The organism is Tenacibaculum sp. Bg11-29 (assembly GCF_002836595.1).
Lineage (GTDB): Bacteria > Bacteroidota > Bacteroidia > Flavobacteriales > Flavobacteriaceae > Polaribacter.
Genome location: NZ_PJBB01000003.1, coordinates 1,599,397 through 1,615,400 on the forward strand (window position 1 = coordinate 1,599,397; position 16,004 = coordinate 1,615,400).

General features: G+C 30.8%; 15 protein-coding genes. 4 read left to right on the forward strand and 11 right to left on the reverse strand.

Annotated elements, in window-relative coordinates; all coding sequences use genetic code 11:
* The first annotated feature begins 185 nt into the window (after positions 1 to 185).
* On the forward strand, positions 186 to 1,145 hold the full coding sequence (locus tag CXF68_RS07140; RefSeq protein WP_101043676.1) for an ornithine cyclodeaminase family protein: 960 nt from the start codon (positions 186 to 188) through the stop codon (positions 1,143 to 1,145).
* Entirely contained in the window at positions 1,138 to 2,205 is a 1,068-nt protein-coding gene (locus CXF68_RS07145) for a proline racemase family protein (protein ID WP_101043678.1), read from the forward strand. Before CXF68_RS07140 ends, CXF68_RS07145 begins: the two co-directional genes overlap by 8 nt.
* Positions 2,206 to 2,347: 142 nt before the next feature.
* Here CXF68_RS07145 and CXF68_RS07150 read toward each other — a convergent pair whose 3' ends face one another.
* The 8 genes from CXF68_RS07150 to CXF68_RS07185 form a co-directional block, all read right to left on the reverse strand.
* Positions 2,348 to 3,667: a S28 family serine protease gene (locus CXF68_RS07150; protein ID WP_101043680.1), complete on the reverse strand. Its 1,320-nt coding sequence runs from the start codon at positions 3,665 to 3,667 to the stop codon at positions 2,348 to 2,350.
* Between the two features lie 80 nt (positions 3,668 to 3,747).
* Positions 3,748 to 4,971 carry a Xaa-Pro peptidase family protein gene (locus CXF68_RS07155; protein ID WP_101043681.1) on the reverse strand — a complete coding sequence of 408 codons (1,224 nt, stop codon included), beginning with the start codon at positions 4,969 to 4,971 and terminating at the stop codon, positions 3,748 to 3,750.
* Between the two features lie 11 nt (positions 4,972 to 4,982).
* Positions 4,983 to 6,275: an aminopeptidase P N-terminal domain-containing protein gene (locus tag CXF68_RS07160; RefSeq protein WP_101043683.1), complete on the reverse strand. Its 1,293-nt coding sequence runs from the start codon at positions 6,273 to 6,275 to the stop codon at positions 4,983 to 4,985.
* 55 nt (positions 6,276 to 6,330) lie between these two features.
* A complete protein-coding gene (locus CXF68_RS07165) occupies positions 6,331 to 7,578 on the reverse strand; it encodes an FAD-binding oxidoreductase (protein WP_101043685.1) in 1,248 nt (415 codons plus the stop codon).
* 19 nt (positions 7,579 to 7,597) lie between these two features.
* Positions 7,598 to 7,861, reverse strand: a complete 264-nt coding sequence (locus tag CXF68_RS07170; protein ID WP_198553766.1) for a DUF3781 domain-containing protein — start codon at positions 7,859 to 7,861, stop codon at positions 7,598 to 7,600.
* Between the two features lie 31 nt (positions 7,862 to 7,892).
* Entirely contained in the window at positions 7,893 to 8,900 is a 1,008-nt protein-coding gene (locus tag CXF68_RS07175) for a 4-hydroxyproline epimerase (protein WP_101043687.1), read from the reverse strand.
* Between the two features lie 205 nt (positions 8,901 to 9,105).
* Positions 9,106 to 10,632, reverse strand: coding sequence for an aldehyde dehydrogenase (NADP(+)) (locus CXF68_RS07180; RefSeq protein ID WP_101043688.1), 1,527 nt, complete (start codon positions 10,630 to 10,632; stop codon positions 9,106 to 9,108).
* A 141-nt stretch (positions 10,633 to 10,773) separates the two neighbouring features.
* Complete coding sequence (locus CXF68_RS07185) at positions 10,774 to 11,706, reverse strand: dihydrodipicolinate synthase family protein (RefSeq protein ID WP_101043690.1); 933 nt, start codon at positions 11,704 to 11,706, stop codon at positions 10,774 to 10,776.
* A 127-nt stretch (positions 11,707 to 11,833) separates the two neighbouring features.
* Between CXF68_RS07185 and CXF68_RS07190 the strand changes: the two genes are divergently transcribed.
* The gene (locus CXF68_RS07190; RefSeq protein ID WP_369800480.1) at positions 11,834 to 12,697 is read left to right on the forward strand and encodes an AraC family transcriptional regulator; all 864 of its coding nucleotides are present in this window, start codon (positions 11,834 to 11,836) and stop codon (positions 12,695 to 12,697) included.
* An 89-nt stretch (positions 12,698 to 12,786) separates the two neighbouring features.
* Positions 12,787 to 13,749, forward strand: coding sequence for a type IX secretion system membrane protein PorP/SprF (locus CXF68_RS07195; protein WP_101043694.1), 963 nt, complete (start codon positions 12,787 to 12,789; stop codon positions 13,747 to 13,749).
* Here CXF68_RS07195 and murI read toward each other — a convergent pair.
* The 3 genes from murI to CXF68_RS07210 all read right to left on the reverse strand — a co-directional run bounded on the left by murI (position 13,746) and on the right by CXF68_RS07210 (position 15,950).
* Positions 13,746 to 14,540, reverse strand: coding sequence for a glutamate racemase (gene murI / locus CXF68_RS07200; protein WP_101043696.1), 795 nt, complete (start codon positions 14,538 to 14,540; stop codon positions 13,746 to 13,748). The genes CXF68_RS07195 and murI overlap by 4 nt on opposite strands.
* A gap of 65 nt (positions 14,541 to 14,605) precedes the next feature.
* Entirely contained in the window at positions 14,606 to 15,115 is a 510-nt protein-coding gene (locus CXF68_RS07205) for an OmpH family outer membrane protein (RefSeq protein ID WP_101043698.1), read from the reverse strand.
* A 37-nt stretch (positions 15,116 to 15,152) separates the two neighbouring features.
* Complete coding sequence (locus tag CXF68_RS07210; RefSeq protein WP_101043700.1) at positions 15,153 to 15,950, reverse strand: OmpH family outer membrane protein; 798 nt, start codon at positions 15,948 to 15,950, stop codon at positions 15,153 to 15,155.
* Positions 15,951 to 16,004 lie beyond the last annotated feature (54 nt).

Genomic DNA, 16,004 nt, shown 5'->3' on the forward strand with positions numbered 1-16,004 from the left:
TAAACTTACTAAAGTGTTTTTTTTTGTTAATAATTTGCTGATAAACTATTTGTTGTAGTTTTATATTAACTTGTTATTCGTGTATTTGTATTTTAAGTGATACTATTTTAACTAATTTAGTACATATATTGCTATATATTTAGTTAGTCTACGATATCTTTTTTTCTAAATCCTTATTTTTGAGAATGAAAAAAATTATTCAAATAGACAGTGATTTTATAGAAAATAATACCAATTTTATAGAATTGATTTCTGAATTAAAAATTTCTTTTTCTTCGGAAGACACGATTGTTCCTATGCGTCATCATCATGATTTTGCAAACCCAGAAGTAAATGTCGATTCTACGTTATTGTTGATGCCTGCATGGACACCTAGTAAAAATGCAGGAGTAAAAATAGTTACTGTAAGTCCAGAAAATAGTAAATTCGATTTACCGGCTATTAACGGAACTTATATTTATTTAGATGCCGTTAGAGGTACCGTTAAAGCAATATTAGAAGCCAAGAACTTAACGGTAAAACGTACTGCAGCAGCTTCAGCTTTAGCTTCCTCATTTTTGTCAAGAAAAGATGCTTCTTCTCTATTAATGATAGGTACAGGAGCTTTATCTACTAATTTAATTAAAGCACATGCCTCAGTACGACCAATTAAAAATGTTTTTATTTGGGGACGTGATTTTAGTAAAGCGCAAGCTATTTGTGATACACTTAAAAATGAAAATTTTACAATTACCGCTGTAAAAACTATTGAAGAGAAAATAGCAGAAGTATCTATTATTTCTTGTGCAACATTGTCTAAAGCACCTTTAGTATTAGGTAAATATTTAAAACCAGGGCAGCACATTGATTTGGTAGGAGCTTATAAAAAAGATATGAGAGAGGCTGATGATGAAACAATAGTAAAAGCAGCTGTTTATATTGATACTTTTCAAGGAGGATTAAAAGAAAGTGGCGATATTTTCATTCCATTACAAAACGGAACATTAAAAGAAGAAAATATTAGAGCAGATTTATTTGAACTATGTTCATGTAAAAAAACTGGAAGAAAAAATGAGGAAGAAATTACTGTTTTTAAATCTGTAGGTCATGCTTTAGAAGATTTAGCGGCAGCAAATTACTATTATAACAAATATTCAAATGAGTAGCACATATAAAAACATACTGTCAAATACTGATTTTACAGCAAAGGAAGATTGGCTGCAAATCAAGACTATTGATATGCATACAGGAGGAGAACCTTTACGTGTTATAGTAGACGGATTTCCTAAATTGAAAGGAAACAATGTTTTAGATTACAGACGTTATTGTAAAGATAATTTTGATCATTTAAGAACGGCATTAATGTTTGAACCACGAGGTCATCCAGATATGTATGGATGTATTTTATTACCACCAAATGACGATGAGGGAGACTTTGGAATTATATTTTTACATAACGAAGGGTATTCAACCATGTGTGGTCATGCTATTATTGCTATATCTACATTGGCAGTAGAAATGAATTGGATTAGTGTTAAAGAAGGTGAAAATATTTTAAAGATAGATGCTCCTTGTGGAAGGATAACATCTTTTGCTAACGTAGAAGGCGGCAAAGTAACAGGTGTACGTTTTCATTGTGTGCCAAGTTTTGTTGTAGGTTTAGATAGAGCTGTTGAGGTTGATGGGGTAGGAACTGTAACATACGATTTAGCTTATGGTGGTGCTTTTTATGCTTATATAGATATGGCTAAGAATAATTTTGACTTTGATTTAAGTACCGATTCCTATCGAGCGTTAATTGCTAATGGTATGAAAATTAAACATGCTGTTATGAATACAGATAAAGAAATTACGCATCCATTAGAAGAAGATTTAAGTTTTTTATATGGAACTATTTTTATAGATAATAAAAAACAAGCCTCAGGAAATGATAGTAAAAATGTATGCATTTTTGCTGAAGGAGAAGTAGATCGTTGCCCTACAGGATCTGGTGTTTCAGGTAGAATGGCTATTCATAAAAAAAGAGATGAAATTAAATATGGAGAAACTATGACAATTGAAAGTATAACAGGAGCTGTTTTTAAAGGCTCAGTTGTTTCGGAAGAACGTTATGGGGCATACAATGCTGTTATTCCAGAAGTAGAAGGAACAGCACACATTACAGGAATACAAACTTTTTTGATTGATCCAAACGACCCAATGAAAGACGGTTTTATACTTAGGTAATTAAAAGGTGAGCTTTGGTTTTTTTAATATTTAAAGTTAAGCCCAAAAAATAAGGATTATAAAAAAGCCTTTATCTAAAATGACAGTTTAATTGCCGTTTTAGATAAAGGTTTTTAATTATTTAATATTTAAACGGTGGTTGTTATTTTTTTTCTAACCAACGATCAATAATATCATAAATCTTTTTCTTGTTTTCAGTATTAAAACTTTCAACACGAGTTGTATGACTCCCTTTAGGTTTTACAAATTTATATAACTCTCTCTTTTTTGCATCAGTACTTAATTCAACGGCGGTAGAACTCCAAGTGTCGTATTCTCCGTAAATAAAAAGCATTTTTTCGGCTGAATTATCAAGGAAATTTTTAACCTCTTGCATTGGCTTTAAATTATACTCTTTTGAAATGCCTTCAGGAAAAGCCCAATCAAATTTGTAAATTTTTGATTCATTATTGAAGTATTTTTTAAAAGGAGCAGTTTCGTAACCATAAATTCCTTGTTCTGTTAAAGCAGCCCAAAAATAAGGTTGTAAACCATCAACTGACTTTTCTTCAAAAAAACCATAACCAGATACACTAATAAGATGTTTATAGATGTCATCTATAGAAATGTTTTTAGTAGGTATACTATCAACACTGTTTCCCCATTGCCAAAAAGAAAAAGAATACTCTAAAATAGTATAATTAATTGCTTTTTCAGCTCCAAATTCCCAAGTTAATCCTTTTTCCTTGGCTGCGATTTTCATTTTATCTAAAAGAGCTTCCCTATTTTCAAAACAAAGTTCTTGAAAAGCTTTAATATTTTCTCTATCTTCTTTTGTTCCTACCGTTTTTAAAAATTCATAAACTCTAGGGTCTTCACGTTTATAGTTTAAAGGGCCAACATAACAAACACAAGCATCTACGTTTTTAGGAAAGTATCTACGATGTGCCATGGTTGTTTGGCAACCTTTAGATATTCCAGTAGATATAAACTTTGTATTTGGATATAAAGCATTTCTAATAGCGTCAATAATAATAGCTTGATCTTTAGCTGCATTTTCAACAGTAAGTGTGTTCCAATCTATTTTTTTAGGTCGCGAATTATTAAAGTAACGATGCTCAATACTTAATTGATTCGCATTATAATGTTTTGCTAACTCCCCAGCAGTTTCTCGGCCTATTCCATAACCACGAAGTTCTACAATTACTGGTTGTGTAGGATTTTCAAAACCTAAAAAAACACGTTGTTTAAAAGTACCTTTTGATAAATCATTATGATCAACTGGTTGCTCAAACCATATTTCATAGTTTTCATCGAAATGGCTTACTATATCCCTTTTTTCAATGCTCACTACATTCTTTATAGCTGCTATTTTTTGAAAAGTTGTTGTTTTTGAGGATGATTTTTCAGTTGTTTCTGTGGTTTTACAGCCTATAAATAATAATGTAAAAAATAAAAAATAGAAAAAGCGAATTAGTTTCATAATATGTTTAGTTTATCTAGCGTTTTATTATTGTTTAAAAAGCTGCATTTATTCTAGCTTTACTAGCTATTTTATAATATTCAATTATTTTGATTTATGCCAAATGGATCTTCGATAGAATACATAGGCTTTGTAAACCATTCAGGGCCTTCTTCGGTCATCATAATATGATCTTCATGACGAATTCCAAATTCGTTAGGTACACAAATCATAGGTTCATTACTAAAAGTCATTCCTGAAGCTAAAATAGTTTTATCGTTTCTAACAATGTATGGCCATTCATGAATTCCTAACCCAATTCCATGACCAACTCTATGTGGTAACCCTGGTAATTTATAATCAGGACCTAAATTATGAGATTCTAATACAACTCTTGCTGCATTATCAATATCTTCACATGTATTACCTAATTTAGCTGCATTAAAAGCTGCTTGTTGTGTTTCCTTTTCAATATTCCAAATAGATTTTTGCAAATCATTTGCTTTACCAAAAACATAAGTTCTAGTAATATCTGAAATATAGTCGTTTAATTGACAGCCAGTGTCTATAAGAACAATTTCGTTCTCTTCTAAATTTTTTGGAGATTTTACACCGTGTGGAAATGAAGAGTCAACACCAAATAAAACGATACAAAAATACGACCCAGAAGGAATTCCATACTTAATATGTGCATTATGAATAAAATCAGTAACCTCTTTAGCAGATATACCAACACGTAAAATTCTTGCTGCTGCTTTTTGAACCTCTAATGTAATGTTCATAGCATGTTGCATAATGGCAATTTCAGCGTCAGATTTTATCATTCTGCAACCAGCTGTAATTGATTTTGCATCTTCTAATGTGTATGCTGCTACTTTATTTATTCCATCAATAATAAAAAAAGGTGTTGCCTCATCCATAAAAATAGCTCCTTCGGTTACATTATTATCAACTAAAATTTTAGCAAATAGTTCGTATGGGCTTTCATGTTCTTCCCAGCAATTAACTCTACCGCTTATCAACATGAAGTCTAAAATAGTTCCTTTCTCAAACTCAGGAGCGATAAAATGAAGGCTTCCATTTTGAAATAAAATGGCACCAACCATTCGTTCACTAGAACTCCATTTCATTCCTGTGAAATAAAATAAATTAGTTCCAGCATGTAAATACATTGCTTGTTTGTTTTGACTTTTCATCAATTTACAAGCTTTGTTTATTCTATATTGAAATTCTTCTTTTTGAATAGGGACAACTAAGTGTGTATTTGGAGTTATAGCATTTAATTCTGCTTCTATGGTAGAACCTCCAATTCCGAATGTATTCATTTAATATTTTTTTAATTATTCATTAATGCTTCAATATCTTTAATTTCTATAGGCATTGCAGCTGTTAAATTTATATTTCCGTTTTCAGTAATCAGGTAATCATCTTCAAGTCGGCAACCAATTCCTTCTTCAGGAATGTAAATTCCAGGTTCACAAGTTAAAACCATGCCTGCTTCAAATGGGCGGGAATATAACCCAACATCATGTACATCTAAGCCCAAATAATGGGCTGTTCCGTGCATAAAATATTTTTTATATAAAGGTTTCTTAGGGTTTTGGTTGGCAACGTCATTAGTATCTAATAAGTTTAGTTTTATTAACTCATTTTCTACTAAATTAGCCATGTTTTTTTCATAATCAATCGGTAAAATACCAGGCTTTAATAATTTACTACCTTCTTTTAAACAGTGTAAAACGGCGGTGTAAACTGCAGCTTGTCTTTTAGAAAATTTTCCATTAACAGGAAAGCATCGCGTAGTGTCACTATTATAATTAGCATAACAAATTCCGAAATCAAGTAAAATCATTTCGCCATCATTACAAGTTGAATCATTTGTGTTGTAATGCAGTGCACAAGCATTTTTACCAGAAGCAACGATCGGTTGAAAGGCATGATGGGAGGCGCCAGATTTAACTAAATTATAAGCTAGTTCAGCCTCTAGTTCATACTCTTTCATAGTAGCTTTACAAGCTTTTAAAACCGATACAAAAGAATTTATACTTATGTCGGCGGCTTTTTGCACTAATTGAATTTCTTTATCTGACTTGACAGGTCTTAAACTGCGAGTAATTTTTGCAGCTCTATAATATTCGTGTAAAGGATATTTTTCTTTACACCATTTTATCATTCTGTTTTGTTGTGTTTCTTGATCTTTAGTAGCACGTTTTAGATGTTCATTATGACCTAAATAAAATCCATCAGCTTCAAAAGCCATGTATTGTAAAGTCATTTCAAAATTACTAGACCATTCTATTCTATCAATTCCAGAAACCTCAATAGCTTGCTCTTTTGTTAGTTTTTCACCATCCCAAATTTTAATTTGTTCATTTGTTTCTTTTACAAATAAAACGGCACGATTCTCTTCTTTATAAGCATCAGGATATAATACTAAAATTGTTTCTTCTTGATCAATTCCAGATAAATAAAACAGGTCATTATTCTGAGCAAACCCCATTACATCATCAGCATTGTTATGCTTTACATCATTAGATACTAAGATAGCAATAGTGTTTGGTTTCATTTGAGAGATGAAACGTTTTCTGTTTTCTATAAATAAAGAGTTGTTTATTTGGTCGTAACGCATATTTTCTTAAAGATATGTTTAATTATTTTTTTAGATGCTTGTAGGTAATGTAAGATTATGAATACCTTTCTACGTGAAAGGGTTGTAAATCTAAACTTGTTTTTTTATCAGAAATAATTTCTGAAATTAATTTACCTGTAGCAGGGCCCAAGCTCCACCCCATCATAGCGTGTCCAGTAGCAATAGTCACGTTTTTAACTTTAGATAAACGTCCAATATAAGGTAAGCCATCAGGAGAACATGGCCTTAAACCGCAAGCTACATCATCAATTTCTTTTTGTTCAATTTTTAAACCATCATAAAAAACTTCACTAGCTTTGGCTATTGCATTTACTCTAACACGGTTTATTTTGTTATTTATTTTATCAACTTCCATAGTACCAGCAAAACGCGTAAAACCATTCATAGGAGTTACAGCAACTTTAGCTTCCATTAAAATTGCAGGTATTGTAATTCCGGTTTCTTTTTTTACATTAATTCTATAGCCTTTACCAGCTTGAACAGGTACCGTTGTGTTTAATTTTTTTAATAAATTTTGTGACCAAGAACCTGTTGCTACAACGATTTCATCAGCAATTAATTCTTGTTTATTGGTTCTTATTGATGTTACTTTATCGCTTTTTACATTTATATCTATTACTTCTTCATTAGATAAAATGGTAGCGCCCTTTTTTTCTAAATAAGATTTTAATTGTGGCATAAATTCATTTGGAGTCATATGTGCATCTGTATGGTAATACACAGCTCCTTTTATATTTAAACCAGCATTCGGTTCTAGTTTTAGTACTTGCTCTTTCGTTAAATTTTCAACTTTTAAACCTTCTTGTATAGCTCTTTTTCCAGTAGTCCATTCTTCTTCACCAGCTTTATCTGTTTGATAGCACATTAATAAGCCTTTGTGTTTATAAAAGAAATCGAAATCATTAGAGTTTTTTATATCTTGATATAATTCCCTACTTAAAACATTAATATCTTTTATGGTTTTAATAGAATTTTCAACTTTCTCTTTGGTAGATGCTTTTTTAAATAGCCAAGTCCATTTTAAAAAATCATAATCTAAACGAGGCTTTACAGAAAAAGGACTTTTTGAATCAAACATCCATTTAATTCCTTTGTTAATCATTCCTGGAGCTGCTAAAGAAACAATATGACTCGGTGTTATATAACCTGCGTTTACATAAGAGGCACCACTTGAAAAATCTGATTTATCAATTACTGTAACTTTATGACCTTCTTTCTGAAGGTAATAAGCTGAACATAAACCTATAATTCCTCCACCAATAATTACTACTTCTTTCGACATTTAATATATTGTTTTATACTTACTCTTTAATGATTCTATCTACAGTTATAACTCTAAATGTGTTAGAGTTAATTGTAATTTTTATGTTGTGTTTTATATTGGAGATATAAAAATTCTTTCCTAACTTCTTATAATTATCTATAGCAGTATCTTCTAATACTTTCTTTATAAGAACTTGACTTTTATATCTAGAAAAAGCTACACCTAGTTTCTTGTTTATTCTTTGATAAACAAGATCGGTATAGCAATGATTCTTTATAATTTCGTATTTGTCTATTTTCAATTTTTTTGATTGAAAGGTAGTTGTTTTAAGTTTAGATTACCTGAAATCCATAAGCATATGGATCGTCTTCATCATCGATAAGAATATTATTGTAACCAAATACTTTAGCCCAGCCTTGAATACTAGGAATAATTGCCATTTTACCATCTAAAGTAGTTTCTTTTTCTACTCTACCGATAAACTTACTACCAATAAAACTTTCGTGAATAAATTCTTCATTTACTTTTAGTTTTCCTTTGGCGTATAATTGTGCTAGTCGTGCAGAAGTACCTGTTCCACAAGGGCTCCTGTCGATGGCTTTGTCTCCATAATAAACAGCATTTCTACCTGAAGAAGTTGGGTCAATCGGATTACCTGTCCATAACATATGAGTTACATCTTTAATGGTATCATTTTCTGGATGAATAAACATATCTGGATATTTCTCATTAATACGATTTCTAACAACTTGAGAATATTGAATTATTTTACTTGCAGTAAAATCATGTACTCCAGAAAAATTCTTCTGAGGATCTACAATAGCATAATAATTACCACCATAGGCAACATCAAAAGTAATTTTACCTAATTCAGGACAATCAATGGTTAAATTTTCTGCTGCTAAATAACTTTTTACATTAGTTAATCTTACCCAATCTACTTTTTTACCTGTTTGTCCATATTCAATATTTACTAAACCAGCAGGTGCTTCCATTTTAATTTTCCCTGGAATTTTAGGCGTAATTAACCCTTCTTCAATTGCAATAGTAATGGTTCCAATTGTTCCGTGTCCACACATTGGTAAACAACCAGAAGTTTCAATAAATAAAATAGCAAAATCGTTTTCTGGATTGTGAGGAGGAAATAAAATACTACCGCTCATCATATCGTGACCACGAGGTTCAAACATTAATCCTTTACGAATCCAGTCATATTCTTTTAAAAAATGCTGACGTTTTTCACTCATGTTTGATCCAATTAAATTAGGTCCACCACCGGCAACAACTCTTACAGGATTTCCGCAAGTGTGTGCATCTACACAAAAAAAAGTTTTTCTCATATTAAATTAAATAGCTGACTTGTATTCTTTCTTATAAAAAACCCTTCAAAAAATTCTCTAATCAAGAAAACGAAGTCAGCATTTTTTTTCAATTTCTTTAGTGTAGGTAAAAAAGTTTTCAATTATTCCCTTTTTTAAAGAAATTGTTAATTCCTATTATTGTATTTATTGCTTTCTGAATTTATTATTAATAACAGATGAAATTCTAATTTCTTAGTTCAGTTGGTAACAATTCAGTTGGCCAATCTTGAAAACTAAAAGGTCTTATCCATCTTTTTATAGCACCTAAACCAACGGCTGTAAACCTAGCGTCTGATGAAGCCGGGTATGGTCCACCGTGTGTCATTGATTCACAGACTTCTACACCTGTTGGCACTCCGTTAAAAATAATTCTACCTACTTTTGCTTGTAAAGCATCTGCTATTACAGGTAACTCAGTGAAGTCTTCTTTTTCAGCTAATACTGTTCCTGTTAATTGTCCTTCTAAGCTATCAATAACTTCTACCAACTCGGCTTGGTCTTTTGCTTTAACAACTAAAGAAAAAGGTCCAAAAACTTCGGTATGCATTTTTGGGTTTGTTAAAAAGTCTGATCCTGATACCGTACATATAGTTGAGGCAGCAAAGTTAGCTTCAATATTATTTGTTATTTGACCTACTATTTCTACACCTGGTTGCGAGGTTACTATTTTACCGTTTGATACAAAACCATCTTTAATGTTTGGGTGTAACATACACTGTGGTGCAATTGCCACCGTTTTTTCGGCTAAATCTTTAATAAAAGCATCTGTTTTATCACCAGCAAGTGTTAATAATAAACCTGGGTTAGTACAAAATTGTCCTGTTCCCACAGTTATTGAACCAGCATAAGTAGTTGCTGTTTCAGCAGATTTTTTTTCAATTACATTTGGCATTACTATTACAGGGTTGATACTTCCCATTTCTGCAAATACTGGAATTGGTTCATTTCTTTCTGCAGCTAAGTTATAAAGAGCTCTACCACCAGCAATACTCCCTGTAAAACCAACAGCTTTTACTTTAGGGTGCTTAACTAATGCTGTACCAACAACTCTTCCGCTTCCGGTAATGTTTGAAAATACACCATTTGGCATTCCTGTTTTTTCAGCAGCTTTAATAATAGCTGATGCTACCAATTCACCTGTTCCAGAGTGCATTGCATGTGATTTTACAATTACTGGACAACCTGATGCTAAGGCACTTGCTGTATCACCACCAGCTGTTGAAAAAGCTAATGGAAAATTACTTGCAGCAAATACAACAACAGGTCCTATTGGAATTGATGTTTTTCTAATATCTGATTTAGGTAATGGTTGCCTTGTTGGAATTGCTTCATCAATGGTAACGTTTCTCCATTCATCTTTTAAAATTAAGTCAGCAAAAGCTCTTAATTGACCAATGGTTCTACCTCTTTCTCCTTGCGCTCTTCCTTCTGGTAGACCAGATTCAGACATATACATGTCAGTTAATTCTGTATCTAAAGCTAGTATTTCATCTGCTATTGCATTTAAAAAAGCAGCTCTTTGCTCCCCAGGTATATTTCTATATACTTTAAAGGCACTATCAGCTAACGCTACAGCTTCGTTAACTTCATTTAAAGTTGCTTGGTAAAAAGGTGTTGAGTTTTGTGTGTTTAACTTTGGGTTTACAGTTTTATGAGTGGTAGTTCCCTCAGCCTTTAATTGATTTCCTATATAATTTTTTCCTGTAATCATTAGATTTATTTTTTTAAATGTGTTTTACATTTAATGAGATTTATACATTTTGTTGAAACTTGTAAAATCATTGCCTAAAAATTAAAGCAATAATCTATTAAGTTGTACCTTATAAAAACATAATTAACCTTAAATTTAAGATTAATCCATTAGAGCTAATTCTTTATATTCAGGTAAAGTAGGCCTCGTTTTTAATCCATTTTCAATAATAGCTAAAACTCTTTCTCTTTCTTCTCCAATTAAAGGTAAACGTGGCTCACGTACATTCTCTGTACCAATACCTGTAGCGACCTCTGCCAATTTAATATTTTGAACTAATTTAGAGTTAATGTCTAGCTCTAATAAAGGTAAGAACCAACGGTAAATTTCTATAGCTTCTTTAGTTCTTCCTGCTTTTGCTAAGTTAAAAATAGCTACTGTTTCTGCCGGAAATGCACAAACTAAACCAGCAACCCATCCATCAGCACCCATAAAAATACTTTCTAAAGCTAAAGTGTCAACTCCTGATAAGATAGCTAAACGATCTCCAAAGCGATTTTTAATACGAGTAATGTTAGATAAGTCTCTTGTAGATTCTTTTACTGCTTGAATGTTTGGACAATCACGTAATAATTCTTCAAACATGTCTAAAGTAACCTCAATACCGTAATCAACTGGGTTGTTGTATACCATAATTGGTAATGTAGTACTGTTCGCTACTTTTTTAAAGTAGGTAGTAGTTTCTCTATTGTCAGCTTTATATCGCATCGGAGGTAACATCATTAAACCTAACGCTCCGTCTTCCTTTGCTTTTCTAGCTGTGTCGATAGCTGCAACTGTCGTTTGCTCTGCAATATTCATTATTACTGGCACTTGATCATTAACAACTTCTACAGCTTTTCTTACGATTACTCTTTTTTCATCATCAGTAAGTGTACTAGCTTCACCAAGTGTTCCTCCCAAAATAATACCGCTAACACCTGCGTTTAACTGTGCTTTAATGTTTAGTTCAAAATTTACTAAATCTAATGTGTCGTTATCTGTAAATTTAGTTGTAACTGCTGGCATAACACCATTCCATTGTATAGTACTCATTGTTTGTTTTTTTAAGGCAAAGTTATAGTTGATTTATTGAGTTTCTTGTTTGTTTTTTAACCATAGCATGTACTATATTATCCTTAATGTTTATTTATAGTATAAATAGTGTTAATATATCATAGATTTGTTTAAAATATTACCTATTTCTATGAAGGTTTTACCATTTAAAATACCAAAAACTAAAAATTTAGGACTGATTTATCAAGAAGATATTGGTGCTTTTTTTTATGATAAGTATCATGAGCACGAAGAAGTACAGTTGTGTTATATTATTAAAGGTGAAGGTACTTTAATTGTTGGTGATACTGTTAATGAATACCATTCTAATGATATTCTAGTAATAGGAAGTAGACAGCCCCATGTTTTTAAAAGTGATAATTCAGTAATAAAAAAATCATCAATGATCTCGCTTTTTTTTACTAAAAAATCATTTGGCGAAACTTTTTTTGAATTGGATGAATTTAAAGAAATAGCACCTTTTTTTAGTAAATCCAAGAATAGTTTTAGAATAGTAAATAATAAAGTAAAAATAACAAAGCTTTTTTTAAAATTACAAAAAAGTAGGGATTTAGTGAAGTTTACTGTTTTTATTAAAATGTTAACAGTTATTTCAAGTTCTAAGGTAGAATCTCTTTCATCGTTTGTTTACGAAAAAAAGTATACTGATAATGAAGGTAAGCGAATGCGAAACATAATGGATTATACATTGCAAAATTTTAATAAAAAAATAGAACTAGACGATATAGCAGAGATAGCAAATATGACATCTAATGCTTTTTGCAGATATTTTAAACAAAGAACGAATAAAACTTTTTTTACTTTTTTAAATGAGCTTAGAGTAGAAAATGCATGTAGATTACTACAAAATAAAGACTATTCAGTTATTGATGTGTCAGAAAGATCTGGATTTAAAAATATATCTAACTTTAATAGAAAGTTTAAGGAATTAAAGAAGATAACACCTTCAAATTATAGATTGAATAATTAAGATGTTAATATATATCTACTTTTTTTAAAAGGTATAGGCTTTCTTGCTTCACTTGTCTATATTTGACAGCTATTTTATCAAACAAAATTATGAGAAATATTACAACACTATTTTCTTTTTTATTAATACTAAATATATCTGCGCAAGAAACATTACCTATCTACGCAGATTATTTGTCTGATAATGTTTATTTATTGCATCCAGCTGCTGCTGGAATAGGTGATTGTGGGAAGATACGTTTTACCGCGCGTCAACAATGGATTGGTGTAAAAGATGCTCCGTCATTGCAGACAGTAAGTTTTCATGCAAAAGTTCATGAAAATTCTAATGCAGGGTATGGATTTATATTATTTAATGACCGTAATGGTTATCACTCTCAAAAAGGGTTACAAGGTAGTTATACATATCATTTAGATATGGGGAACGAGAATTTGTTTAACCAATTATCATTCGGACTTTCAATGGCAATGGTACAGAATGAAGTAGATCAGAGAACTTTTGGAGGGGGAGATGTTAGTCAGGTAATTGAAAGTGATTTTTATTTTAATGCCGATTTTGGAATGGCATACCATTTTAAAGGTTTTTCATCGTATTTAACGATAAAGAATATATTACTTTCTGCAAAAAATAATGTAAACTCTAATTATGAATCACTCAATTTAAGAAATTATATTTTTGGAGCGGGTTACTTTTTTGGAGAAGAAGATAAGTTTCAATTCGAACCGTCATTAATGCTACAATATAAAGCAGAAACAGGAGAGAAAATAGGTGACCTTAATTTTAAAGTTTATAAAAAGTTTAGAACAACACAACTTTGGGCTGCTTTATCTTATAGAAGAAGTTTAGATAGTAGTGTTTTTGGTGATGCTAATTATATTACACCAATTATTGGTTTAAATTATAAGAAACTAATGTTTGCATATACTTATACGCAGCAAAGCGGAGATGTTGTTTTTTCTAACGGTGGTTTTCATCAAGTATCTTTTGGTATGGATATTTTATGTAGAAAACGTAGAGCTTCTGCTTGCCCGAATATTAATGGGAGTTTCTAAAAGTCTATATTTTTAATAATAGCTGTTTTGTATTCTTTTAGAATAAGGTTCAAAATATTTTTTTCCTTATTGATGTAAAAAGTGTTCGTTGTATTTTTTTCTGAATTAGAAATTAATTTGTTTTCAGTTAGAATTTTTTTTGTCTGTTTTGCTACGGCTTCTCCTGAATCAATGATTTTGACATTTTCCCCAACAATATTTTTTATTTGTGGAATCAAATATGGGTAATGGGTACATCCTAATACAATACAATCACATTTAGAAGAAACCATTAAACTTAAATATTCTTCTAATAGTTTAGTCATTTCTATTGAATACATTTTTCCTGTTTCAATAAGTTCAACTAGGCCATTACCAATTTGTTCTATAATAAGAATATTGCTATTAATGGTAGCTGATGTCTTTTCAAACAAAGTACTATTAAGAGTTCCTTTAGTAGCGAGTATGCCTATGTTTTTTGTTTTAGTCTTTAGAGACGCAGCTTTAATTGCGGGCTCAATACCTATAAAAGAAATATCGTAGTTTTTTCTTAAGTATTCAATCGCATTTGTAGTTGCTGTATTACAAGCAACTACTATTATCTTACAGCCTTCGTTTATTAAAAATTCTGTGTTTTTTATGGATAAATTTAGAATTTCATTTTTCGATTTTTGACCATATGGTGCATTTTTACTATCAGATAAGTAAATAGTACTTTCGTTTGGTAGTAAGGCATGAATTTCTTTCCAAATAGATGTACCTCCAATACCAGAGTCAAAAATACCTATAGGTTGTTGCTGTTTTTTAATCATATATAGCAAAAATAAAAATCCTGCTGAATTCAGCAGGATTTTTATAAAATATTTTTCAGGTTTTATTAGAATCCTAATTTTGCTTTTACAGCACTTAAGATATTTTCTCCTTTGTCATAAACGATTAATCCTTTTCCTGGAGAAGCATCAAATACATAGATAATTCCTTTTTCAGCAGCAACTGCTTTAATAGCATCTTCAGCTTTCTTTAAAAGAGGAATTGTTTTTTCTTGGTATTTCTTTTGCATTTGCTGACTAGCAGTTTGTTCAGCTTTTTGAATTCTTACTTTATCTTGTTGAACTTCAGCAGCTCTTTTTTGATTTACTTCTTGTGTTTGACTTTTACCTTCAGCATCATACTTTTTAAATTTAGCATCTAATTTTTTGTACATAGCTTCAATATCATCACGATAAGTCTTGCTTAGTTTTTCTAATTCAGATTTCATAGCCTTTGTAGCAGGCATTTCAGATAATAATAAATCTGTGTTTATATGTGCTGTTTTTTGTGCGTTTGCAATACCACCTAATCCAATTGTGAAAATAGCAACTAATAATAAGGTTTTAAAATGTTTCATCTTTGTTTTAATTTAATTTATACTCTCTATTCTTGATTTATTTACTCTCTTTTATTGCAGCTTTCTTTTTCGCTTCTTCTTGAGATTTTCTTAGTGCGTCTTTTTTTTCTTTCAACAGCTTTCTAATATTAGCTCTCTCTTCTAGCTTCGCTTTTCTTTTTTCTTCAATTCTTTTAACTCTGGATAACCTATCATTTTTCTTTTTTTCTCTTACAGCTTTCTTCTTAGCTATTTGTTCTTTTTGAGCATCAGTTAAACCTTCATTTTTAAGCAATTCTTTTTTAGCAGCGATCTTATCTTTCTTCTGTTGCTTTTTTTGATCAATATTTATCATTTTTACAACAAGGTCGCTAATATCGTGTTTTTTGTTTGAATATAGCATTACTAAATCTCCAGATTTATCAAATACAAAATCATACTTTTTTCTAGAAGCAATAGTTTGAATAGCGTTGTAAACTTGATCTTGAATTGGTTTTACCAATTGTCGTCTTAAGTTATACATATCTCCTTTAGGGCCAAAGTATAAAGATTCTAACCTTCTTAAAGATTCTTGCTTTATAGTAATGTCTTCTTCACGTTCTTCAACTAAATCTTTTGTTAAAATTGCTTTTTCATTACTTAAATCTGTTTTTATAACTTCTATAGCTCGAGCTTCTTTATCTAATTTAGTTTTCCATTTTTCAACTTTAGCACCTAAAGAGTTTTGAGCTTCTAAATATTCAGGAATATTTTGAAGAATGTACTCCATGTCAATATATGCTATTCGTTGACTTTTTTGGGCAACAGTGATACTAGTAATAAGTAAAAGAACGATTGATAAAATGCTTTTTTTCATCTTGCTATAATGTGTTTAGAAAAAACCGTGCCAAAAAACTAGACACATCACAAA